Origin of the sequence: Flavobacterium frigidarium DSM 17623 (genome assembly GCF_000425505.1) — a bacterium.
In the GTDB taxonomy this organism is placed as follows: domain Bacteria; phylum Bacteroidota; class Bacteroidia; order Flavobacteriales; family Flavobacteriaceae; genus Flavobacterium; species Flavobacterium frigidarium.
In genome coordinates this window covers 107779-131854 of record NZ_AUDO01000007.1, presented here as the reverse complement: position 1 = coordinate 131854, position 24076 = coordinate 107779, and the positions used below count along the sequence as shown (strand labels likewise).

At 32.8% G+C, this 24076-nt stretch carries 26 protein-coding genes, 3 tRNA genes and 1 other RNA gene; 6 read left to right on the top strand and 24 right to left on the bottom strand.

The annotated features are described in order from the left end of the window. Window positions 1-2: 2 nt before the first annotated feature. The 15 genes from H603_RS0104445 to H603_RS0104380 all read right to left on the bottom strand — a co-directional run bounded on the left by H603_RS0104445 (window position 3) and on the right by H603_RS0104380 (window position 13706). Entirely contained in the window at window positions 3-1436 is a 1434-nt protein-coding gene (locus H603_RS0104445; protein ID WP_026707446.1) for an SIR2 family protein, read from the bottom strand. Further along, window positions 1436-2716: a restriction endonuclease subunit S gene (locus H603_RS17270; RefSeq protein WP_026707445.1), complete on the bottom strand. Its 1281-nt coding sequence runs from the start codon at window positions 2714-2716 to the stop codon at window positions 1436-1438. Before H603_RS17270 ends, H603_RS0104445 begins: the two co-directional genes overlap by 1 nt. After that, the gene (locus H603_RS0104435; RefSeq protein WP_026707444.1) at window positions 2700-4283 is read right to left on the bottom strand and encodes a type I restriction-modification system subunit M; all 1584 of its coding nucleotides are present in this window, start codon (window positions 4281-4283) and stop codon (window positions 2700-2702) included. The genes H603_RS17270 and H603_RS0104435 overlap by 17 nt, the downstream gene beginning before the upstream one ends. A 201-nt stretch (window positions 4284-4484) precedes the next feature. Next, window positions 4485-5471 (bottom strand): hypothetical protein, encoded by a 987-nt coding sequence (locus H603_RS0104430; RefSeq protein WP_026707443.1) that lies wholly within the window; start codon window positions 5469-5471, stop codon window positions 4485-4487. Between the two features lie 30 nt (window positions 5472-5501). Beyond that, entirely contained in the window at window positions 5502-5726 is a 225-nt protein-coding gene (locus H603_RS0104425) for a hypothetical protein (RefSeq protein ID WP_026707442.1), read from the bottom strand. 50 nt (window positions 5727-5776) lie between these two features. Further along, window positions 5777-6367, bottom strand: coding sequence for a ParA family protein (locus H603_RS0104420; RefSeq protein ID WP_026707441.1), 591 nt, complete (start codon window positions 6365-6367; stop codon window positions 5777-5779). A gap of 3 nt (window positions 6368-6370) precedes the next feature. Then, on the bottom strand, window positions 6371-7120 hold the full coding sequence (locus H603_RS0104415) for a relaxase/mobilization nuclease domain-containing protein (protein ID WP_026707440.1): 750 nt from the start codon (window positions 7118-7120) through the stop codon (window positions 6371-6373). Beyond that, entirely contained in the window at window positions 7110-7724 is a 615-nt protein-coding gene (locus tag H603_RS0104410; protein ID WP_026707439.1) for a hypothetical protein, read from the bottom strand. Before H603_RS0104410 ends, H603_RS0104415 begins: the two co-directional genes overlap by 11 nt. A 9-nt stretch (window positions 7725-7733) precedes the next feature. Then, on the bottom strand, window positions 7734-8075 hold the full coding sequence (locus H603_RS0104405; RefSeq protein WP_026707438.1) for a plasmid mobilization protein: 342 nt from the start codon (window positions 8073-8075) through the stop codon (window positions 7734-7736). Window positions 8076-8199: 124 nt separating this feature from the next. Then, window positions 8200-9036, bottom strand: coding sequence for a toprim domain-containing protein (locus tag H603_RS0104400; protein WP_026707437.1), 837 nt, complete (start codon window positions 9034-9036; stop codon window positions 8200-8202). A 231-nt stretch (window positions 9037-9267) separates the two neighbouring features. Continuing rightward, window positions 9268-10473 (bottom strand): primase-helicase family protein, encoded by a 1206-nt coding sequence (locus H603_RS0104395; protein ID WP_026707436.1) that lies wholly within the window; start codon window positions 10471-10473, stop codon window positions 9268-9270. Window positions 10474-10558: 85 nt separating this feature from the next. Then, window positions 10559-10849 carry a hypothetical protein gene (locus H603_RS0104390; protein ID WP_026707435.1) on the bottom strand — a complete coding sequence of 97 codons (291 nt, stop codon included), beginning with the start codon at window positions 10847-10849 and terminating at the stop codon, window positions 10559-10561. An 84-nt stretch (window positions 10850-10933) separates the two neighbouring features. Continuing rightward, the gene (locus H603_RS0104385) at window positions 10934-11497 is read right to left on the bottom strand and encodes a hypothetical protein (protein WP_026707434.1); all 564 of its coding nucleotides are present in this window, start codon (window positions 11495-11497) and stop codon (window positions 10934-10936) included. 537 nt (window positions 11498-12034) lie between these two features. Further along, window positions 12035-12431: a transfer-messenger RNA gene (ssrA, locus tag H603_RS17265) on the bottom strand. Window positions 12432-12512: 81 nt separating this feature from the next. Continuing rightward, the gene (locus H603_RS0104380; protein WP_026707433.1) at window positions 12513-13706 is read right to left on the bottom strand and encodes a serine hydrolase domain-containing protein; all 1194 of its coding nucleotides are present in this window, start codon (window positions 13704-13706) and stop codon (window positions 12513-12515) included. A 239-nt stretch (window positions 13707-13945) separates the two neighbouring features. Between H603_RS0104380 and H603_RS0104375 the strand changes: the two genes are divergently transcribed. Continuing rightward, entirely contained in the window at window positions 13946-15148 is a 1203-nt protein-coding gene (locus H603_RS0104375; RefSeq protein ID WP_026707432.1) for an NAD(P)-dependent oxidoreductase, read from the top strand. Window positions 15149-15231: 83 nt separating this feature from the next. On the opposite strand, the gene H603_RS0104370 is transcribed toward H603_RS0104375, so the two are convergent. Together H603_RS0104370 and H603_RS0104365 are read right to left on the bottom strand one after the other, a co-directional pair. After that, window positions 15232-15993 carry a C40 family peptidase gene (locus H603_RS0104370; protein ID WP_026707431.1) on the bottom strand — a complete coding sequence of 254 codons (762 nt, stop codon included), beginning with the start codon at window positions 15991-15993 and terminating at the stop codon, window positions 15232-15234. A gap of 72 nt (window positions 15994-16065) precedes the next feature. Then, window positions 16066-17244: an acetyl-CoA C-acyltransferase gene (locus tag H603_RS0104365; RefSeq protein ID WP_026707430.1), complete on the bottom strand. Its 1179-nt coding sequence runs from the start codon at window positions 17242-17244 to the stop codon at window positions 16066-16068. Between the two features lie 241 nt (window positions 17245-17485). Between H603_RS0104365 and H603_RS0104360 the strand changes: the two genes are divergently transcribed. The 3 genes from H603_RS0104360 (at window position 17486) to H603_RS0104350 (ending at window position 17799) form a co-directional block, all read left to right on the top strand. Further along, window positions 17486-17569, top strand: a tRNA-Ser gene (locus H603_RS0104360). Between the two features lie 51 nt (window positions 17570-17620). After that, a tRNA-Pro gene (locus H603_RS0104355) sits at window positions 17621-17695 on the top strand. Window positions 17696-17725: 30 nt separating this feature from the next. Further along, window positions 17726-17799, top strand: a tRNA-Arg gene (locus H603_RS0104350). Window positions 17800-17907: 108 nt separating this feature from the next. Here H603_RS0104350 and H603_RS0104345 read toward each other — a convergent pair. The 5 genes from H603_RS0104345 to H603_RS16465 form a co-directional block, all read right to left on the bottom strand. After that, window positions 17908-18102, bottom strand: coding sequence for a hypothetical protein (locus H603_RS0104345; RefSeq protein WP_026707429.1), 195 nt, complete (start codon window positions 18100-18102; stop codon window positions 17908-17910). 94 nt (window positions 18103-18196) lie between these two features. Further along, window positions 18197-18622 (bottom strand): DoxX family protein, encoded by a 426-nt coding sequence (locus tag H603_RS0104340; protein WP_026707428.1) that lies wholly within the window; start codon window positions 18620-18622, stop codon window positions 18197-18199. 5 nt (window positions 18623-18627) lie between these two features. Then, a complete protein-coding gene (locus H603_RS0104335) occupies window positions 18628-19617 on the bottom strand; it encodes an alpha/beta hydrolase (RefSeq protein ID WP_026707427.1) in 990 nt (329 codons plus the stop codon). A 36-nt stretch (window positions 19618-19653) separates the two neighbouring features. Next, on the bottom strand, window positions 19654-20166 hold the full coding sequence (locus H603_RS0104330) for a DUF421 domain-containing protein (RefSeq protein WP_026707426.1): 513 nt from the start codon (window positions 20164-20166) through the stop codon (window positions 19654-19656). A gap of 90 nt (window positions 20167-20256) precedes the next feature. Continuing rightward, window positions 20257-20700, bottom strand: coding sequence for a hypothetical protein (locus H603_RS16465; RefSeq protein ID WP_035675404.1), 444 nt, complete (start codon window positions 20698-20700; stop codon window positions 20257-20259). A 233-nt stretch (window positions 20701-20933) separates the two neighbouring features. Between H603_RS16465 and H603_RS0104320 the strand changes: the two genes are divergently transcribed. Further along, window positions 20934-21782 (top strand): SDR family oxidoreductase, encoded by an 849-nt coding sequence (locus H603_RS0104320; RefSeq protein WP_026707425.1) that lies wholly within the window; start codon window positions 20934-20936, stop codon window positions 21780-21782. 88 nt (window positions 21783-21870) lie between these two features. On the opposite strand, the gene H603_RS0104315 is transcribed toward H603_RS0104320, so the two are convergent. Both H603_RS0104315 and H603_RS0104310 read right to left on the bottom strand, forming a co-directional pair. Next, complete coding sequence (locus H603_RS0104315; RefSeq protein WP_026707424.1) at window positions 21871-22557, bottom strand: SRPBCC family protein; 687 nt, start codon at window positions 22555-22557, stop codon at window positions 21871-21873. A gap of 100 nt (window positions 22558-22657) precedes the next feature. Beyond that, a complete protein-coding gene (locus tag H603_RS0104310) occupies window positions 22658-22915 on the bottom strand; it encodes a hypothetical protein (RefSeq protein ID WP_157510398.1) in 258 nt (85 codons plus the stop codon). Window positions 22916-23419: 504 nt separating this feature from the next. Between H603_RS0104310 and H603_RS16460 the strand changes: the two genes are divergently transcribed. Then, window positions 23420-24010 (top strand): YciE/YciF ferroxidase family protein, encoded by a 591-nt coding sequence (locus tag H603_RS16460; protein ID WP_035675401.1) that lies wholly within the window; start codon window positions 23420-23422, stop codon window positions 24008-24010. Window positions 24011-24076: the final 66 nt, after the last annotated feature.

The window sequence follows — 24076 nt, the reverse complement described above, 5'->3', positions numbered from 1 at the left end:
AACTACTGTATTATTTTATCGATAATCTTTAAAATTTGATTGACGGATTTTCCTAAATCATCTTTGTCTAATTGCAGTTTAGATATATCTTCAATTAATTGTTTATCTAAACTATGTCCTTCAAGTTCTTCAAATAATACTTTACTCATATAGCCAGTATAATGAATTGGAATAGGAATTAATCCTTTTTCTAAAGCAATCAAAAACTCTCTTTTAACACCTCCAGCATTTTCAGTACCCATTCCTTTACCTTCATCTTTATTACCAAAAACAAACAGAATTATACCAGCTCGCGAAATCATTTTTTGGCGATAATCTTCCCAAAGTTCACCAAGTTCTTTTTCACCAGTTTTAAATTGGGGAAAAGGCTTTAGAATAAGTTGTTCCTCTGAATATTTAAGTGGATTCGAATAGATTGCATCTAGAGCTCCATTAATAACTGCACTTCCAACCCCTAAACCAAAACCATTAATAACATTTAATTTCTTTTCAACAAGTTTTTTTGATAATAAATGAATAAATTGTTGAGCTTCTAAAGCTGTGAAATCTCCGTATTCAACAGCGCTTCCAGAAATAAAAACTGAATGTGAATTATATCTTTTTTCAATTTCCTTTAAAATTTGGGTCAAATCAGGATAGTTTTCAATAAGGATAGTTTTTACTCTATACCTTTTTAACTCTTCAATAAACAGTTGCTGTTTGATTGTCTCATATTCAAATTTTTTCTGATCATTGTCATAATCTTTTATAGAGCACCTTTTCATAATGCAGTAATGATCTTTACTCTTATCGCTATATCGATGTGTTAGTCTACCAAAAACATAATTTATATTTGGATCAGTAAAACTAAAACCAACAAATAAAAAGGATTTAGTAATTAAAGCTGAATTTAAGAGTGCAACGAAAGGTTCGTGTGTATAATAATATCTTTCATAATCCTCTTTTAATAAAACTGCTTTGTTTGGATGGTCTTTATCACCATGCATCTTGTATAAAATACACGAACGATTATCCCGATTTATAAATAAACTATCTACATCACTTTTTACATCTACTTTTTTCTGATATTTATAATGGGTATCTTCTATAAGGTCATCATAATTAGTTGTCCAAATTGTATTAAAAGGCAATCTTGCAATGATATGATGATTTTCTGTCTCTATATCTTTATCCGTAAATTCATTGACTATCTTTTCATCAATTTTGTTTCGGTTTTGTTTGTAATTTTTATGGAATTGAGCAACTGAAATTAAATCATTTTCATCTTCAATTCTCAAACCAATTTCTTTCGCCAAATCATGCAAAAGACCCTTCCAATCTACAAATCCCGCATCTTTTGATAATCCCGCACCAGCAAATATTGTGGCATTTCCTTGTCTAAGTTTATCAACATAATCATTGATGAAACCATTAATTTCAGTTGTATTTATATCCATTATTTATAGTTATTTACAGTTTCCAGTTCACTCTCAACCTTGGTCATTTTCGCTAATAACAACCCTTTCAATTCTTCAATTTTTTGATTTTCGATACATTTATATTCAATCAATTTTGGAATTTGAATTGTTTGATTTATAAAATTATTACTGATATTTGGCGATGGTATTAAAATTTTTATTTTTTTTAATTCTGAAAGTTTAATGCCAGAAACAGTTGTTCCAGAAGATCGGTTTTCAAGTTCTTTTTGAGTTTCTACAGTATTAAAATTAAGATACAAGTACCATCCAGAAACTATCTCTTTATTTGTTCTCAAAGCATATAGTCTTTGACTCAAAGCAAATCTATTTTCATTAGCCACATAATAAAGTTCTCCCAACGGTGCTTCTGAAGTCAAGAGGAAGTCATCTTTTAACAATTTTGAATCAGACATCCATTCAATAAATTCACTTTCATCAATATGAGGTGCAGTATCCAGTTTAATTAATTTGTTTTTCGAAACATTCATTGCAGAAATAACAGGTATTTTAAATTCATCATTTCGTGAATTTAAATTCATTGTAGATTTGCTCTTTCCTCGTTTTGAAATTATTTTTTCTAATATCGTTTCTAAATCAAGAATCTCCCACCCCTTAGGAATCTTCTTCTCCAACTCCTCACAAAAAACCATTTCTCCACCATTACTTTTATAAGGCTTTCCATTTTTATCAGAAAACTCAAAATCCACAAACCATTGTTTATAAATAGCCTGAGCCGTTTCTTCGAGTTTTGTAATGAGTTGGTTATTTAAAACAATACGATTTTGAATGATGTTGTATTCTCTAACAATTTCTTGTTGTTTTTCGAGTGAAGGGATTGGGAGTTTCATACCACAAAAATCTTCCCATTCTAAACTACCACGAACGCCACCAACGGCATGAAAACAGGCTTCACGGTCAAATTCAGAACGAGTAAACCACATCATTAAATATTCGGGTAATAGTTCTTTTGCATTTTTGATTTCAAAAATGGGATAAGCTTGTGAAATAATAGACGGTGTATCTTCTGAATATAAAGCAATAGGCATTTTTTTATCACGGCGAACTTGCATCGTACTACAAGCAAATTGATTTTTACGGATAATTTTGTAATTCTCCATATCAGTTCCAATAATATTCGCAACTGATTTTATGAACTGTTTAGAAATACTAAGTCCTAACAATGAAGTTACTTTTAATCCTTTGTTGCGTTCATCTGCTAATTGGATATAATCGCCAATAGGCTTATAATTTGATCCCATAACCTAATTCTTCAAATACGGTTAATAAATCAGTTTTAGACTGTGCTTCGGCTTTTAATAAGTGGGAGAACTCACTTTGTAAGTCTCTCATTTTATCATCAAAATCAATATTCTCATCACGGTTTACAAATGAGATGTATTTGCTAGGTACTAATGAAAAATCCTTGGTAATCAAATCAGCTAAAGTTGCACTAAAACTAAATTCAGGAACATTTTCATAAACAGACAAATCAGTTTGCCAATTATGATACGCTTCAGTGATTTCAATAATATTCTCTTCTGAAAATTGGGTAAATTTCTTTTCAAACGGAATTCCTTTTTCACGTAAGTCCAAAAACAAAATTTCATTTTCTCTATTACGGTAATTTCTTGTTGCATCAGGCAATTGTACCGTTCGGGCTTTTTTGTTTTTGTTCAAAATCCAAAGTGTTACACTAATATTTGTGGTATAAAACATATTTTGTGGTAAAATCACAACAGCTTCTACAATGTCATTTTCTATTAGTTTTCTACGAATTTTATATTCTTCGCCACCGCCCGAGAGTGCGCCATTGGCCAAGATAAAACCTGCTACGCCATTGTCAGAGAGTTTGGCAACCATATTCAAAATCCAACCGTAATTGGCATTGCTCGTTGGAGGTACATCATAGCCTTTCCAACGTGGGTCATCTACTAATTCATCACTGGCACGCCAATCTTTTTGGTTAAAAGGTGGGTTTGCCATAATATAATCAGCTTTCAAATCGGGATGCTGGTCACGCCTAAAAGTATCAGCAGGAACATCTCCCAAATTAGCAGCAATACCACGAATGGCAAGGTTCATTTTGGCTAGTTTATAGGTCGTAGCCGTGTATTCTTGTCCGTAAATGGAAATTTCTTTTTTGTTTCCGTGGTGGTTTTCTATAAACTTGATCGATTGTACAAACATACCACCAGACCCACAAGCAGGATCATAGATCACGCCTTTGTAAGGTTCGATCATTTCGGCAATCAGGTTTACAATACTTTTTGGGGTATAAAATTCACCTTTTCCTTTTCCTTCGGCCAAGGCAAACTTGCTCAGAAAATATTCATAAACACGACCTACAATGTCTTGTTGTTTGTCTTTTATTGTATCAATATTATTGATGGTGTCTAATAGGGCTGCCAACTTACTCACATCCATATTCAAGCGGGAGAAATAATTATCAGGCAGCGCCCCTTTAAGCGCAGGATTGTTTTTCTCTACGGTATGTAAAGCGGTATCTATTTTTAAGGCAATATCGTTTTGTTTGGAATTGGCAATAATAAACGACCAACGTGATTCTTCGGGTAAATAAAAAATGTTGGATTGATTGTAAAACTCCTTCATTTCGATAAAGGCTTGTTTGTTATCTGCAATCAATTCTTGTCTTCTTTCTTCAAACTTATCACTAGCAAATTTTAGGAAAATCAAACCTAAAACAACGTGTTTATATTCAGATGATTCTACGGTTCCTCTTAGTTTATTTGCAGAGTCCCAAAGGGTTTCTTCAATGCTTTTTTCTTTCTTCGGTTTTGCTGTTCTTATCGTAGCTTGTTTTGCCATTATTTAGGATACTTTTTCTGTACGGTTATATTCCTTGCTAAGGTATTGAAAAAATAAATTTTTGGATTACGGTAAACCGTTTATGCTCTAAATTATATCATAATATACCCACTTTTGGTGATGCTATATAACTATAATTCTATAAATATAGATTTCTACACATCTATATTTATAGAGTTAAGTATTTACAGCGTTTAAAAACTATAGGTTTTGACCCAAGTTTTTCAAAAAATCTTGGATTCCCTTCTGTAATGAAATAGGCTGATCTGATATTCTTTTTTGAATAGGTAATTTTTCTAGATTTTCAAGTGGTGTCATGGTTACATACAAATTTTCATTTGCTCTTGGCCAAAAACCATAAATATATTCTACATCTGGTTCTAACATGATTCGTTCTTTGAGAGTAAAGGTTCCTGCATGGGTTGGGCTATCTGGGTGATACTGATTTTTATTAATCACTAACTTGAATTTTAATTCATTTGTTTCTGAGTCAACTTCAACGGAACTTTCGCTAACCTCTTCTTGTACAAAAATATCTTCACTGAAATCAGATAATCTTTCTAACTTTTGAAACCCCACAATATAGTTTGTTCTCCTATCTCTTTCAAGTAATAAAAGGTTTTGGTTTGCTATGTTTTCCAATGCTTTAATAAACCTGATAAACTGTGATTGTCCAAGTTGATTACCATAATGGTTTGTGAGCTTCTTAAAATTCATAGTTAGGCAATTAACTAAGATCCCTTTTTCAAATTTGGATAAGTTTCTCCAATTCTTATCAGTAATAGCATTTTCAAATTTCTGAATTAATTCATCCTGCTTTTTGGCTTTTTCTAAATTTAATTTCTTGATTTCTTGTTGTGTGCAATGATTGCATTTAAATAATAATCGAGATCTTGTACTTGTTTTTTTAATTAGTTCTAGAAACTGTGTCTTACTCTTTGCTTGCTGCTTTTCATAAGAGTTGCAGTTTTCACAGTGAATAAATAAAAAAAGGGTACTGTGGGATGCAATAAGTTTACTCAATTCACTTTGAGAAAGTTCAAATTTTTCTATGATTTGTTTGGGCATATTTACAAATTTCATCTCCTCTATTTCCCAATACAAACTAATGATTTCTACTTGCTTTTCTGTACAGTTTTCTGAAATTTCAACCTTCAAGTTGGCTATTTTATTATTTGTAGTTTCCATAATCTAATTTTAATATTTAGTGATTTTAAGTTATTTAAACGAATCCTTGATTGCATCATTTACAAGTTGCTTCATACTAGTGTCTTCTTGTAGTGCTTTTAATTTCAATTTTTTAAATAGTCCTTTTTCAATGTAAAAGGAAAACTGCACTTCTTCAATTTCTTTAATAATAATAGGAACTATTTTTTGAACTGCTTTTTGCTGATTACTAGATTTAGCTTTACTAATTAGGTCATTGATGATTTGTTTTTCCATAATGATAGATTTGTATTTTTATAGATTTATAGAACTGTATAATTCTAGATTTATATTAATTTCAATAAAATTTCTTTGGTAAGATGATCTATTTGTCTTTGTGCATTTTTATCATTTGTAACACCTTTTAGCAATACAGATCGTGTAAACGAAACCAAATCACTAATGTGCGTATTGGCAATTTTTACCTTGTATTCTTCTAATCCGATTAAAATATCTAGCGTTAAGGTCGTGTTGGCTTTGATCATATTAAAAACAATTAATGTGTCGGCCGTTCTTTTAGCTGTTTCAATCATTTCAAGCGTATTCTTTATTGCCAGTAAATCAAGAATTCCTGCTTTGGTAGGGACAATAATTAAATCTGCGATAGCAATCAGTTTGGGAAGTTGGTTGGATAAATAAGGAGGAGTGTCAATGAAAATGAAATCATATTCTAACTCGGAGATTTTCTCTATTTCTCCAACATATGGAATAATTTCAAAATCACTAACCAATTCTTTTAACTGGCTCAAACTACCTTGCAAATCAAAATCCAAAACGGCTACTTTCGATCCATTGGAAATATTTTGAGCTAGGTTGAAGGTGAGGGTACTTTTACCAACTCCGCCTTTTTGATGGGTAACTAATATTATCTTCGGCATGGTTTACATTTTAAGTCGTGAATTTTGTTTGTATATCTCGTTTTCTTGTTGCTCGTAGGACAATAGCTCCTCAATTCCTTTTAAAGAATATTTTCTGTTGATATCAGACCCTTTGAAGTAAACGCCCTCCTCATCAGTGAAGCCAATCCCTCGTCCTAACTTTGTTTTAACTCCCATATTTTCTAAATGAAAAACAAAGTCAGTAAGAGAATCGGATTGTTTAATTGCTGTGTTTATTTTTTCTTCTAAGGGCAGTAACCGATGGTCTTGTTTTACAAAAAGTTCTTTATTTTTTACAGTCTCTAAAACTCTTTGCACTTCTCGCAGATTGTATCCCTTTTCAATCTCCCTGCAGAAGTCCATATTCTTGTAATGGGTGTAATTATCCTTCACCGCAAGGTTATTTTCCATAATACGTGATGCTACAATATGGATATGTTCTTTTTCAGTACCTTCTTCGTGTATATATACGGCATAAGGGTTTTTTTGAAAACCAATTTTCTTTGCATATTCATTAGAAATATCTATCCAGTCGTTAGTTTTCAATTTTCCTTTATCTTCTGGAGCAATCCGAATCTTAATGTGAAAGGTGTTTTTTAAACATTTATCGTTAAGGCGATTGTTCTTTTCCATCTGCAAACTTATTTCCGCACTATTGCCTAGACAATTGTTACTAGCTAGGATTTCTCCACCTCGTTCACAATAAGAAAGTGCATTTTGAAAATAGGATATCGATTGAAGTTTAGCGATCATGGCTTTCAAGAGATTTTAATTCGTCTTTTAGTTGTTGCTTTTTCCTTTCTTTTTGATACGTTTCCAACAGGACATTATATTCCTTTAGAAACAGGGTGTCCTTATCTTTAATTTTTTTTAAAAAAACATCTGCTGTTATGATCTCTGACTTTTTAAATTGTTGTAAATACACGTAGTTGTAAAAAAGCTCGTAATTTTCTTTTTCCTTTGATAGCAAACTACTCTCATTAAAGTAGGATGGCAGGTATTTTATCGAGCTCCAAACTACCACTAAAGCAAATGCAAATAATAATAATGACAATGGCTTAAAGTGCGATTTACTTCCGATCAAATTATATTCTGTGTAATTATTCACTGATGGAATTGTTTTATTTTTTTCAAATGATTCGATAATTTTGCCTTCTGATGTTTGAATTATTTGCGCAAGACTAGTTTGATTACTAATCGCTTTTTTTAAGCTGATCTTTATTTCATTACTATTTTCGGTAAGCATGGCTTTCAGTTCACTGTCTTCTTTTTCTTTTAAATTTTCAGATAGTGCATCTAATTTATCTACTACATTTTGCATTAGATTAAAGATGGCGGTGGTCGTATTTTGATCCATAATATGTTGCTATAATTTAGAGTTGATTGCTACAATGTGAGCATTGATTCGTTCGATTTCTTGTAGAACAGTTTGCTGATCTGCAATTAAAAACTGTGCATTCGAGTTTAATTTTTTAGCAATTTGATTCAAATTATTACCAATCATATTTAGTGCAGCCATATATTTCTTCGTGTCCAAATTGTGAATTGGACTTGAATAAATAGGCTTGTCTAACTTTTCTAGAACAGCATTTCGAATGAAAAATGAGGGCTTTATTTGTAATAAATCACATTGATTCTGGATAAATATTTTATCGTCTGAGTTGAGATAAAACACCACTTTTACTTTGTTGTTTGGATTTGTTTTCATGTTTCTTTTTTTCCTTATGAACAATTTTTATTGTGAATAAGCCAGGCGGTTTTAATTTCTTTTTGGTGCACGAAGTAGGCACTAAAAAGGAATTAAAGCCACGACTGGCTAGTCACGATACCGATTAACTTCGCGCTAACAGGTATTCGTTTAGATCGTTGTAGTCTTTGTAATGGATTCTATAGTCTGTCACTTTATCTTTGATGTTATTTAAGAGAAAATTAGTGGCTTTATTACCAGCTTCATCATTGTCAAAAAAGACCTTAATTTCAGAATATAATCTCGCTGGTTCCAGTACCTTTTTTACTAGAGAAGTAGAGTTTAGAATTATAAAATTTTCATCAGGTACTTTCTTTTTTAATGTCAGATAGGATAGGAAATCCGACCAAGATTCGAATAGAGAAACCACTTGACAATTGTTATCAATCGTCGTGATTTCTTTGCCTCCCAAAATCCCTTTAAAAAATTTGTTTCTCAATTCATAAGACCCCTTATCATTTTTAAATCCAACTGCGTAGTATTCTTTTTTATCATCAAAAGTGTAGTGAACCTGACTGCAAAACTGTCTAGCAAAATCAAGATTTATTTTTCTTTCCCTGAGATAGGATAGCAAATTCTTATTCGTAATTTCTTCTATTTTAGTAATAGCATAGATCCTGTCTTCAGAAATTTTTGGAAGGTGCTGGGGAAAAGAAAAAGAATCAGTCGTTAATTTTTCTAAAGCTTCTTTTATAGTGCAGCTGTGTAATTGTGTGACAAGGTCAATTACAGTTCCTCCAGAATCAATTTCACCATAGTCTATATATAAGTTTTTTACCGTGTCGACTTTAAATGATGGGGTAGATTCTTGACGAAAGGGAGATAAATACCAGACATTTTTTCCTTGTGTTTTTGAAGGTTCAAAACCTTGTTTTTTAAGGTAAATAACTAGGTCTATTTTTTTAGCATTATTACAATTCATAGGTTGATATTTAGTGTAGTTGAAAAAGTTTCAAAAGTTTTAAAAGTTGATGATTTGATGACGGAGCGTTGTAATTTATTACTTGTCAGTAGTTTAAAGCATCATCAGTTCGTCATCAAATCATCAATAATTTTATTAATCTATCATCACTATTTTTTTTGATGACGCTTTGATGACGCTTTTGATGACGGGCTTAACCCTTACTGTTATTGAGCTTAGAGTATATAAAGGCTAGTCCGTCATCAAGTCATCAAAGTTTTTGGTTAAAAAACTTTTTGTTACTGTAAAATACCTTCCTTTGGTGTCCAGTAGAACGATTTCACCATCGCTCAGAATTACAAATTTTTGGTACTTAAAGGAGTTGTTTTTCTGTTCAATTTTCCAATCTTTTTTTAGTAGAAATCGAAGCTGTGTTAAATCGGTTTTTACTCTTGTTTTTACGAGGGCATTGAGTAAATCCATCAAACTAAAATTGACTTCATCTAGCTCAAATTTTTCCATTACACTTAAAAATAGATGTGCTATTTCTTGTTCAACTCTATTTCTGTTGTTATTAAATAGTTTTTGTAAAGCAGTAGTGTAAATTTGCTCAGCTGTGAACCACATTCTCGTTTTTCTTTCACTAGCAAATTTCCTATTTTGTATGTAGTGAAGAAAAGCTGGGATTTCACCAATTAACTTATTTAGAAAATGAACATCTTCGAGTTTTAATTTTGGAACCTTTATTACCCAGAATCTTATTTCGTCCGAATCTATCTTTATGAATGAATCCTCCTTGTTGCTGCACATCACAAACTTGCCAAAAAAGTCTACCTCAAATCTTTCTTTACCTTTAGCTTCTATTTTGTTTTTATTCGACGTTGATAAGTACTTTATTTTTTCGGTTACTTCTTCTTTTTGTAAGAAAGCTTCGTCTAATCCCAACAATAGTTTGTCACCCCAATCCATGTTAAAGTTGCTATTTAAAGAATGACTATCTAAATAGCTCATATTATGTCCGAAAACTTCTTTTAGGTACTTTAGAAAAGAACTTTTCCCAGTTGAGCGCTCTTTACTAACCAAGCACAAAACAGGTAATATTTGTAAAGGTTGTTGGTATAACAATTTGAAATAATCTAATCCGAGATCGATTTGCAATCCGAAAATATGTTTAAAGAATATAATTGTATTTTGGAAATCTCCTTCCTTCGGTACATGACTTAATGGTGAATAGGTATTATAAAACCCATGGATTTCTTTAGAAAAATCAAAATGATTTGGAAAGCATATTTTTCCATTAAATTTTGGAATATCGTCCAAATATTTTCGCCCGTGATCTTGAATAATGGTAGAAACATCCCATTTTATTAATGATTCATTGAATTGATTATTGATAGTGGGTACTTGAACAACTTTATAATATGACGTAGTTATTCTTAAATAGGGTATATCAGACATACTTAGTGGAATAATCCGTATATTTGCTTGATACGGTAGTTAATACTGTTTTAAAAAATATAATAAGCGTAATAGGGTTCAGCTATTACGCTTTTCTTTTATACTTTAATTCCTTAAGTGAATTGTCTTTGTTGAAGATTTGATAATGGTGTATAAGAACACCTTTAACTCCGAAATTTTCAGCATGAATCTGGTTCCTATTAATATAGTTGTCTACCGTTTGGACTGAACAACGGCAGATTTCAGACACCTCTTTTCGGGTATAATATTTTGTAGTATAATCTTCTTTAGGAAGATCTCTTATGTCTAAAACTATTTTTTTAAGTTCTGACATTTGTTGTAGTAAAGCCTCGTAAGGGTTGTAAATTGATTTCATTGTGTATTATTTTATAGTTTAATACAGCGAAATTAGGTCTCCTTAAAAGGTCTGACGTTCAATATTGAAAGGTTGAATGAAATTTTATATCTTATGGGGTTGTTCTAAATATTTAAGGCTATCAAAAAGTTTTTCACTAGGCTTAGAAACATTTCTTAATCCTTCTTTATTTTCAAAATTATTAAAAATTTTGGAAATAATAGTTTTATCTATTCGACGGATATTAAAATGTGCAGCTAATGCGACTACAAAATGTGTCTGCTTATGCTCTATATCAATCAAATTTAAAGTGTGAAGTTTATAAGCAAGAATACATAAATTTGTTGGAGTTAGATTTTTTTCCACTTTAAACTTATTAACTTCAAGAAGTTGCTCAATATCATTAAAAGTTTTTTGATTTTTAAAATAGGAAGCATAATCCTTTTCAGATGCTATTTTTTTCTTTGTACTTCTACTTAAGGTTTCACTCTTAATATCTTCAATTTCGGTTTCTATTTTTTTTGTTTTTTCTGCAATATCTACAAGATTATTTTGATTGTTAATAGCCGTTTTAAAAACATCGTCTATTTTATTTTTTAAGTTTTTCTTTATTTTATTTAAATCACTGTCACTTGATGCTGCTTTTTTATAAATACAATTTAAAGCCACATCATGAAGGGTCAGTATTTTTTCTGTTTTAGCATTAAATTCATCCTGCAGATTTTTAGGCTTTTCAATTTTTCTGAATGTATCAGACCAAATTTTATATTTAGTGACATATAAGAGATATATTGTAAGACATATTAAAAGTAAAAGAACAACAATATCTGAAGTAAATTTTAGATGTTAAACTATTATATCCTTTAAATATGGCAAGGGGGGCATAAAATAAGGGAATATTCAAAAAGCATAATCTAAATATGTCAGTTTGTAAATTTGATTTAAAGTCTTGACGATTATAGTGATGATATATGAAATTTATAGGTATTTGAAGACCAAATTTGACAACTAAAGCTAAGTGCACCAGTGAAAGTATAAGTAAAAATAGCAGTAAACAGTATATAGGATCCATATAAGTTATGTTTAATTAGTATAAAAATACTAAATTCGTACTAACAAACAAAACATAAAAATTTATATAGACTGTCAACGATATTGTCAACTCAAAGCAAAAAACCCCGTAAACACTGGGTTTACGGGGCTTTTTTGTGGAGTCGCCGAGAATCGAACTCGGGTCCAAACAAGCAACTAAAGAGCTTTCTACACGTTTATTTCCTGATTGAATTTTCGATAGTGAGCTAGGCCAGAAACAGCCACTCAATACTTATCTTCTTAATTTTGAAATCCACCCGAAGCTTATGGAAATCTAGGTTTATTTTTACGGTTCTCCTGAATAGAACGCCACAAACCAAGGCTTTCAAGGAGAATCCAGCTTTCCTATCTGATAGGAACGTGGCGTAATCGTACTATAATTCGGATTATGCAGCTAAAGCGTAGTTATTTTCGCCGTGTAAAATTGTAAGATCTTATATTTACGAGCAAGGTCTCAATGCTCGACGTGCTTACTGTTCAATTCGACTTGCTGTCAAAACCAGTCGACCCCATTTTTATCAAAAAATTGAGAGTGCAAAGATATTGTTTTTATATCAAATAGACGACTAACCTTCGATTTATATAGAGAATATTATTCCTCTTTTCCATCATCATCAATCTTAAATGGATAGTCACCAAATAGAACGGATAGATTTCGAACCTTGTACGTACTTCTAGTAAACTTGTTAGACAAAGCGATAATCGTCACGCCTTCAATAGGCAGAGTAATAAAAGAAGAAGTGTTCCCATGCCACCATCCATTATGGAAATAAAAATTTTGTCCTGTTGGCCAGTTAATCATGCGCATCCCTAGTCCGTAATTATTTTTACCTACGTGCTCATTGCTATAACCAATGTAGGCTTCTTTTAATAATTTAGTGTTAAAGAACAAAGGGGAATTTCGCCCTTGGTCAAACTTTAAAAGATCGCGTGCAGTTGAATAAATGTTCTTATCGCCATAAATAGCATCTAAATAATCTAAAGCTACTTTTCGATTATTTCTATATGAGGGCACAGCTGTATCTTTGTCTCTCTCATAATCAAACACGTAGGTATTGGTCATGTTTAAAGGTTCAAAAATAAGTTCCTTCATCGCTTCTTCGTACTTCTTTGCTGTTACTTTTTCTATTATCAAAGCTAGCATAGCAAAGTTAGTGTTGCAATATGTAAATCGGGTATCTGTTTTAAATTCTAATTTGATATTTTTTGTAGCCATGATATTTAAAATATCTTGATTACTTAATATTTTATGGCGATCCCAAACTCCCTTTTCAGCTGTAAAGTAGGCGTAATTACGCATTCCAGATCGGTGGTTTAGTAATGTTTTCACAGTAACATCTGGGTAAGGAAAGTTCTTTAATAATGTGGTTACTTTTTGGTCTAAAGTTAATTTCTTTTGATCAATCAGTTTCAAAACTGCAGTAGCTGTAATCACTTTACTAACCGATGCTAAATGTAAAGGCGTTGTACTCGTGATTGAATCTTTAGTACTTACATTTGATACTCCGTTGTATTTTTCATAGATTATTTGGCCATCTTTAGCCACTAAAATGCTACCATTCATACTGTTATTAGGCCAGTTCTTGTTGTAAAAATGTGCTATTGAAGCCGCTTTTGATGTTACAAATTTCGGGTCTAATTTTTTACCAGTTTTGAGAATTTCAGTAGTGGTGTTTTTTGCTTGCTGTTCTGGTGTAATTTCAGATTTATTTTTTTGGTTGCAGCTACTTATTACTGCTGAAAAGACCAGTATATGTAGTATATTTACGTTTTTTATGAAGATCATTTTTTTTGCTAAATTGAATCGCAAATATATTGAAACAGATAGTATCCTGTATATATTTTTTCAAACTTAACAGTATTTTATTAACACTTTCGATCAAAATAGTCCATGACTTTTTGATTGCATGTAGCTAAGAATACGATAAATTAGATTATCTTTAAAAATCAAACATTAAGATGTCAAAATGTTGTATTTGTAACAATTGGCGATTTATAAATTTATATAAGCAAGTACCTTAAAATATGAAGTTCGGAATTATTAAAGAAAGAAAAAGTCCACCAGACAGGCGTGTCGTTTTTTCGCCAAATGCGTTAGTACAATTAAAAGAGAATCATCCAGAAGCTGAAATTGAAGTTGAAACTTCTGATATTCGAATATTCTCTGATGATGAATATCAAAAAGCTGGAATTGCTGTTAAGTCAAGTGTGAGCGATGCTGATGTTCTTTTTGGAGTTAAGGAGGTTCCGGTTGAAAATTTAATTGCCAATAAATCTTATTTTTTCTTTTCGCACACTATAAAAATGCAGCCTTATAATAAAAAGCTGTTGCAAGCAGTTTTAGCCAACAACATCACTTTATACGATCATGAAACAATTGTAGATGCTGATAACAGACGTTTGATAGGTTTTGGGAGATATGCTGGAATTGTAGGAGCATACAATACAATAAGAGCTTTTGGATTAAAATTTGAACTTTTTAAATTACCAAAAGCAGAAACACTAGTAGGTACCGATGAATTGATCAGACACTTGAAACGCATCGTTTTTCCGCCCATTAAATTTGTAGTTACTGGTGCTGGTAAAGTAGGAGGTGGGATAAAAGAAATTCTAGATGCTATAAAAATCACCGAAGTTTCTGTTGATAATTTTCTAACTAAGAAATATGCTCAAGCAGTATATACTCAAATTGATGTTTTAGATTATAACAAGAGAAAAGATGGTCAAGTAATTAACTGTAAAGATTTCTATGAGAATCCTACAGAATATGTGGGCAATTTTGAGCGTTTTACAAAAGTAGCTGATGTTGTTATTACAGGACATTTTCATGGAAATGACGCTCCAGATATTCTAACTAGAGAAATGTTGCAGGCAAAAGATTGTCATGTAAAAATAGTAGGAGATGTTTCTTGCGATATTAATGGTCCAGTTGCTTGTACGTTGCGTTCATCAACGATAGCGGAACCTTTGTACGGTTATTTGCCATCTGAACATAAAGAAGTAGATATATTTCATCCAGCTGCTATCGTAGTCATGGCGGTAGATAACTTACCATGCGAACTACCTAAAGATGCGAGCGAAGGTTTTGGAGCGATGTTTTTACAACATGTTATTCCAGCTTTTTTTAATGGTGATGCCGATGGAATTTTGGCTCGAGCCAAAATGACAGAAAACGGAAAACTGACTGAAAAATTTAGTTATTTACAAGATTATGTTGACGCTAAATAGTTAAGTTATTGCGATATAAAAAAGAGACGCCAATTATTATTGACGTCTCTTTTTTTTACTTTTTATTCGAAAGCAAAAAGTTTTTAAATAATTTTCTTTATAACTCTCAATTTGTGAGTGTGTTTATTGATTTCTCCATTATAAATACCTAAGTGATCTAAACGGTCAATTCTCACTTTTCCGCTGGCGTGAATGATATAATTGTTTTCCATCATAATTCCCACGTGAATAATTTTTCCTTCATCATTATCGAAAAATGCCAAATCTCCAGGTTCGCTTTCTTCGATAAAACTTAGTGGTTCTCCTTGCATAGCTTGCTCAGAAGCATCTCGCAATAACTTATATCCATTTAGTTTATAAACCATTTGGGTAAAACCCGAACAGTCTATCCCAAAAGGTGTTTTTCCTCCCCATAAATAAGGTGCGTTCAAGTATAAAAACGAAGTTTGAATTAAGTTATTCTTATCCTTTATTCCTGTCGTGGTTGTCCCTTCAAAGTCGAATTTGCTAGTGTTGATAGCTTCGTGATTTAAAAATGATAAAGACGCAGCTAAGGGAATGGGCATTAATAAATTTGCTGGTGCCGTAATGTAGTCGATTAAATCTGCATTCAAAACAATAGGCTCATCCGATAGAAGATCAAATTGGTCGTTTGATATTATTTGGCACTGCTTACTATCAATCCATCCTTCATAACCATCATATTGCAGTTTGATTTTAGACCACTGTTTCTGCGTTTCTAAAATCTTAAAATGTTCACCAAAGAGTACTTGAGAAACGATTTCGCTTCTATCATTTGGTTCAAACCGAAGTGGGATTATAGCCAGATTACAAATTCCGAACATTTAAATGCAGTATTAGTGATGAGATAAAAAGGGCTGCAATAATACTACATGCAGCCCATATATAAAAATAATTTAGTTTCTTTCAAGCACAATTGCCGAAGCACCACCACCACCATTACAAATAGCAGCAGCTCCAGTTTTAGCATTGTTTTGATCTAAAACATTTAATAAAGTAACGATAATTCTCGCTCCAGAACATCCTAGAGGATGACCAAGAGAAACGGCTCCACCGTTAACATTTACTTTATCATTATCTAGTCCTAAGATTTTAGAATTAGCTAATCCTACGACTGCAAAAGCTTCATTGAATTCAAAAAAGTCAACGTCACTTATGGAAATCCCAGCTTTGTCAAGTGCTTTAGGTAATGCTTTTGATGGACTTGTAGTGAACCATTTTGCTTCTTGAGCAGCATCTGCATATCCTTTAATATAGGCAAGAGGTTTTAGACCTAATGACATTGCTTTCTCTTCGCTCATTAAAACTAAGGCTGCCGCACCGTCGTTGATTGTTGAAGCATTGGCTGCGGTTACAGTACCACCTTTACTAAAGACTGCGTTTAGTCCCGGTATGCGTTCGATATTTACGTTTGTATATTCTTCGTCTTTTGAAACGATGATAGGATCTCCTTTTCTTTGTGGAACGGCAACGGGAACAATTTCGTTGTCAAATCTGCCAGCATCCCATGCGTTAGCAGAGCGCGTGTAAGATTGAATAGCATACGCATCTTGGTCTTCTCTAGAAAAGTTATATTCAGTTGCACACAAGTCAGCGCAAACTCCCATTGCGTTGTTGTCATAAGCATCAATTAAACCATCTTTTTGTAAACCGTCAATCATTGTTGCAGGTCCAAATTTATTAGCTGTTCTCATGTTTAAGTAGTGCGGAATCAAACTCATGTTTTCCATTCCACCTGCTACGACAACATCTGCGTCACCACATTGAATTGCTTGTGCAGCTAACATCACAGATTTCATTCCTGATGCGCATACTTTATTTACTGTAGTACAAGGAACGGTATCTGGCAAACCTGCATACATTGCAGCTTGTCGAGCAGGTGCTTGACCTACTCCAGCTTGAACCACATTACCCATGTAAACCTCGTCTACTAATTTTAAATCTAAATTTATTCTGTCTAAAGCACCTTTAATAGCAATGGCCCCTAATCGAGGTGCTGGTACAGTAGACAATCCCCCCATAAAACTGCCGATAGGTGTTCTAACTGCAGAAACGATAACAACTCTTTTGTTCATGATTTATATAATGTTGGTTTGTGTAGCAAATTTAAGGTTTTTTAAACAAATTCTGATTTATACAGTCGTTTTATATTTATGTGATAATTATCGCCAAAAAATATTTTTGCTATATATTTGATTGTGAAGCTTTTTAAAAATAATTGCAAATTTTTTTAAAAATAATCGTCAAAATGCTTGTGGGAAACGTGAAGTTGTCTTAAATTTGCAACCGCAAAACGAGACACGTTTCTCTGAGCTTGGAGGGGTGCCAGAGTGGTAATGGAGCAGTTTGCTAAACTGTCATCGGGTAACCGGTGCCAGGGTTCGAGTCCCTGTCCCTCCGCATATTTATTGAAGATTTGAAATTTAGTTTGATCCGTTAAACTAAATGTCACGGGGTGTAGCGTAGCTCGGTTATCGCGCCTGCTTTGGGAGCAGGAGGCCGCAGGTTCGAATCCTGCCACCCCGACTAAACTTTACCATTAGTTTTAAAAGAAATGGAGGCATAGCTCAGCTGGATAGAGCACCTGCCTTCTAAGCAGGCGGTCGAAGGTTCGAATCCTTCTGCCTTCACTTAAAAACCCCGACACTTGTATCGGGGTTTTTTATTTTATAACTATTTGTAATTATTACTATATAAAAAAAGCGCCTCAATAACATTGAGGCGCTTAACTTTTTAAACTAGTTTTTTTCTTCATTATTCAGTTTATCATCCCAGTCGGGTTTTTCTCCTTTGAATTTTTGTGTGTCTACATCGTAGTTTTCGTCATTTGTCAAAGTCTCATCGTGATCTTTGTATTGATGCTTTCTCATATCACTTCTATTGTCTCCCCCTTTTTGGTTGGGTCTTTGCGGATTTTGATTGTTTGCGCTCATAATATTTTGTTTTATTTGTTTCTTTAAAATTACTCATAAAGAAGGTTTCTAGCGTTATAAGATTATCATTCAATGTTGTAGAATATCAAATTGGCTATTTTCTGCTTTCACGATAAGCTGTCCATGCTCCCGTTGACCAAATTGCCCAAGCAATTAACACCGGTTGAAAAAACAAACGCATTAATCTTGCTTGATCAGTATCTAAAGATCCAAAAGCATCTTTATGATCTAAATACTGTGCAACATTTCCAGGAAACACAAGGATAAAAAAGAGTCCTAGAAACCATCCTATGTATACACGGTTTGCTTTCCAAAATAGTAATGCTAATCCTAAAATTATCTCTACCACGCCAGATAATAAAACCACTAGATCCTTGCTCATAGGAACCCAATCAGGAACTTGTGCTTGAAAGTCTTCTCTAAAAAAGGTAAGATGGCTGTATCCGGCAATCAGCATAAAAGAGGCTAGAATAATTCTAAAAATATTTTGAGTCGTTGTGGTTTTTACTTCGCTTTTCATAATAATTAATTTTCATTTTTAAATTGAGACTTGATCCAGTCAAACATCGTTTTGTATACTTGTTCTCTGACTTCTTTTTTTGATAATACGAGGTCGTGCATGCCATCTTTTATTTCGGTAACTTTTACATTTCCTTTTATAGCATTGGCAAATTCAGCAATATGCTCCACATTTAATACAGCATCTGCTGATCTTAATTTATCCGTCCATTTTTTTACATAAATAGATTTGTCGCTATGCAAGACAAGTATCGGTATGTTGATGATACAATTACTTTGAACATTTATTTGAGCTTGGTGTATGGCACGTATAAATCCTAAGTTCACTTTTGCAATGTGGTTCGGCTTCCAAATTAAGGAGTAATTCCACTCTCCATAATTATCTTGATGTAAACTATAACCGTACATTTCTGAAAAACCTGCTGGTACGAGACTTTTTGGAAATCGTTTTCCTATAGAGGAAAGTAGTGGTATTCCAAATTTCCTTTCGAAAAAACTTAAATTATATTCATAGAAAGGACTGTTACAAATTAAGCCATGAAATAAAGTGCTGTTGGGATTACGAGATGCATAATACGAGATGATTAAACCACCAGTAGAATGTCCGTTTAATAACACATGATTGTTCCCTTCTTGCTTTATGATTTTTAAAGCCAAATTAATTTCTTCATCATATTCTTTCAGTGAGCGTACATTATTTAACTTTTGGTGTTGAAGATACGAGCGACCATATTTTCTTAAATCCAAAGCATAAAAGTGGTAGTCCTGATTATTGAATTCTTTTGCTAGTTCTTCCTGAAAGAAATAATCATTAAATCCGTGGATATACAATACTGCTTTATCAGAAGGGCGATCGCATTTACTTCGCACTAGGGTAGCAATTGCCGCGCCTTCATAGTCATTATTTAATTTTAATGTTTGTTTTTCAAAATTCCCGCCTAGAATATCGGGGGAGTAATCTGTTGTGGAATTTGGGCAATGTTCTTTTTGTGGCATTTTTATATTGGTGTTTATCGAACGTATATTTTTTAGTTACAATAATTTTTTAATTGGGGGAGCTGAGGTATCTTTTATTTCTTTAATCACTGATAAACTTCCATCGGTTTCTAGAACGATTGCATCAACTTCTTCTAGAGTAGAATGACCGCCCTTGCGTAATACTGCCCAGATTTCGTCTTCATCAATTCTTTCTTTCAACATATTGGCTTTGATCAAATGGCCTCTGTACACCATCAATGTTGGCGCTGACTTAACCAAATCACTTACCCTTTGACTTCGTGACGAACAAAATGTAATGATGTATTGCAACAGGATTAACAACCCAAAAGTTACTATTCCCTCAGAAATTGAGACACTTTTACTCAAAATTACCGTTGCAAATGTTGATCCTAAAGCTATAGTCACGATAAAATCAAATGCATTCATCTTTGACAAGGTTCGTTTCCCAGACACTCTTAATAAAATTATTATCGAAGGATAAGCAACTAATGTGACTATAAGAATTCGAAGTAAACTGTCCCAGTCGTTGAAAAAAATATCTTGCATTGTGGCTTAGATTTATGATTACTATTTAAAAAACAATTTCATTCGAATAAAAAGTTATTTCGAACAATTCATTTAAAGATAATCAAATTATTAAAGTAATAGATAGGTAAAGGTTGCTGTCATTGTAAAAATGAGGTGAACTATAAATATATGAAGATAGTATCCTTTAAAATCTATTTGCGGCTTGTAAGTGCATATTTTAAAAATTATTTTCCAAGATACTACGCCTATCATTCCGGTTACTATAGCAAGTAAAACCAAATTCAACCAAGGGTTTTCAATGATGTCTAAACTCCAGTATAGTTGGTAACCAATTAGTAAAACGAGTCCTATTGCATAGTGTAGTACCCATGAAATGTAAGATCTCTGTTTCGAGGAGTTCCCCACATTGATGGAAACTAAAAAGTACTGTAGCAGGATTGGCTCTTTATATGATTTTTTCAAATAATTTGAAACAGCATAGCTCATCAAAGTCATCACTGATGTGGCAACAATCGATGTTAGCAAAACTTTAAATAGAATATATAAACTCATAACAAACTGTTTTTAACAAAATTATAAATTTAACAACTGTTTAATGTTATAACTTTTAGAACGCTCTTTACATAGTTCTCACTTGATTTCAATTTTTATAATCTTAAAAAATTATTTAGCTAAGAGTTGAGTAAAATTGATTCGTTATAATCTATAGCGTTATTTTTCTGTTTAATAGAGTTAAAGTCTCCAGTGTTATTTGGATAATTTTATTCAACAAAAATCAAACAATTATGAAAAAAGAAAATGAATTTCCAGAACAAAGTCAGCAACTACCAGGATCTGAACATTTGATGCATCCTGAACCTGAAATTATTAGAGCAAATTACACCGGTAGTAAAAAGCTGCAAGATAAAGTTGCTTTAATCACAGGCGGTGATAGTGGTATTGGACGCAGTGTAGCGGTGCATTATGCTAAAGAAGGTGCCGATGTCGCAATTATTTATCTAAGTGAAGATGAGGATGCAAAAATTACAAAAGAACTCGTTGAAAAAGAAGGCCGTAAATGTTTGCTGCTTTCAGGTGACTTAAAAGAAGAGTCATTTTGCAAGCAGGCAGTCGATGACTGTTACAAGACCTTTGGTAAAATTAATATTGTGGTAAACAATGCAGCAGTTCAATTTCCACAGACCAATTTTGAAGATGTTACCTCTGATCAAGTGCATAAGACTTTCGAAACAAATATTTATCCTTACTTCTATATCGTGCAAGCTGCGTTACCACACCTCAAAGAAGGGGATTGCATTGTAAATACAAGTTCGGTTACGGCTTACCGAGGGAGCGAACATTTAGTAGACTATGCCAGCACAAAAGGGGCGATTGTAAGTTATACGCGATCTTTAGCAAAAATGCTCTCTGATAAAAAGATTAGAGTGAATGGAGTAGCACCGGGGCCTATCTGGACACCGTTAATCGTAGCTTCATTTGATGATATTAGCGATTTTGGAAAAGACACCCCAATGGGAAGAGCAGGACAACCATCAGAAGTGGGACCCGCCTATGTTTTCTTAGCATCAGAGGATAGTAGTTATATCACCGGACAATTTATTCATATTAACGGTGGAGAAGTCGTAGGGGCTTAATTTCGATTAAAATATATGAAACATAAAAAAAGGTAAAAATCTATTTGTGATTTTTACCTTTTTTATTTTCGTTTAGTCTGGAACGATATTAGTTTTCGTTTTCAATATACGTTTTAAAACTTTCAACATCCTTTTTAACTAATGATTTAAAGTAAGGATTCAAGAAGTGGGCTGCACTTTCACCTGCAGTTCCAAGAGGAGCATGGTAGGTAATAACGATATCAATTTCGGTATCGTCACCTTGTGGTGTAAAAGTTACTTTTCCGGCGTTGTAGATTGTTGCGTCCTCAAGAGATTGCCATCCTATTACAGAGTTGGTTACCTCGCGAACAATTTCGGCACTCCATGATAGTGATCCAATTCCTGCTGGACCTTTTGCAGTCCACTCTGAATTTGTATTGTCAATTACTTTTACACTTTCTAAATGGCTCATGAATTTAGGTAAATTTTCAATGTTTCTCCAAAAATTGTATACTTCCTCAACTGGTTTATTGATTAATTGCTTCACTCTAATGTTGACATTACTGCTTGTATCAGTCGATTTTTCTTCTAGTCCAGAGATTGCATTGTAGACAGGGCAATATCCTGTTAAGCCTCTCAATAACATCGCACCACCAGCGCTTGTTTTACTTAGGCTTTTATTTTTTTTCGAAAGCGCATTATACAATAAATAACCACCTGCGGCTACCATTAATACTCGTTCTATGGTTGAAATATTTGCTTTTATGAAAGAACCTGCTTGCTCTTCTTTTCTTTTTAATGATTGTGTGTTCATAATAATTTGTTTAAGTTAAATTAAGTCTGATTGCTTGATTTGTTGCTGTGACATCAAAATATTTTAAAAGACTCGAATGTTTGAATTTCGAAAACAACTTTTAAATTCCTTCTGCTGCGCTTTCTTTCTTGTTTGATAACTCAGTTATTTTATGGTATAATCCTATAGATAACAAAGGCACAGATAATGTTTCTACAAATGTTGCTGCTTTGTCTTTCCCTGCAGATTTTAGTCCCGTTGATAGCAACCATGCTGCAGCACCTGCTCCTAATAAATAGTTTGCTGGCAAATCTGATAATACATTATCTAAGTTTTCTTTCAAGTGCTCTAAGCTCTCAATATTGATTAAATTTTCCATTTTTTGTAGTTTTTGATTTATGTTATTGTTTGTCTGTTTGTCTGCTATGTTTTCGAAAAAAAAACAATTCATCACTATATTATCGATACATCATTTGATAATTTGAATATGCGAAAGCCTTCTTTTCACTTCTAATTTTTTGTTATCCAAAACTAATTCTTCAGTATGTTTTTATCGTTATAAGATTATATTTTGATATTATAATATTCACTGATTTATACCATTTCTACTTTTAAGTTAAAATAACTGTTCATTATATAGCAACTATTTGTAGTACAAATTCCCACTGATTTTACTAAGTAGTTTTTTACTTTTATTCGAGTGAAACTTTAAGGTGACCAAGAGTTACTTTTAACAATTGCATTCTATATCCTTTGATATTTAGTTGTTTAGGTAAAAAATAAAACGTCTTGAAATATTGTAATAAATAGGGAAAATACTATAAACGATACCACCTTCTTTAAGCATAATTTTGGTTCATACAAACAAACTAAATCAAGCATTATGAAAAATTCAAAAACAAACAAAGGGGAAGCCAAACCTAAAAAGGCTACCACCACAAAATCAAGTGTTGCAGAAGATTTGAGAGAATTATTTGTTGACTCTTTAAAAGACATTTATTGGGCAGAGAAAGCGCTTACAAAAGCACTTCCTAAAATGGCCAATAAAGCAACATCTCAAAAGCTGATTGAAGGTCTAGAGCACCATCTTACAGAAACTGAAGAGCAAGTAAAAAGATTAGAAGAGGTTTTCTCACTTATCGATGTGAAAGCTAGAGCTAAAAAATGCGAAGCGATGGAAGGGTTGATTAAAGAAGCAAAAAGCATTATGAAGGAAACTGCAAAAGGTCCCGTGCGTGATGCGGGAATTATCGCAGCTGCTCAAAAAGTAGAGCATTATGAAATTGCCACTTATGGAACTTTAGTTGCTTTTGCTAAAACTTTAGGAGAAGACGATGCTGCGGCATTACTTGCTACAACGTTAGAAGAAGAGAAAATTGCTGATGAAACTTTAAGTGAAGCCGCTTACAACGACATCAACTTTGAAGCTACTGACGCTGAGGAGGAGGAGATCACAGATGAAGATGAAAAGTAATTGCGCTATCGCAAAGACACTTCGATAAATAATGCAATTGGGTAGAAGATATTAAAAACAGCAATT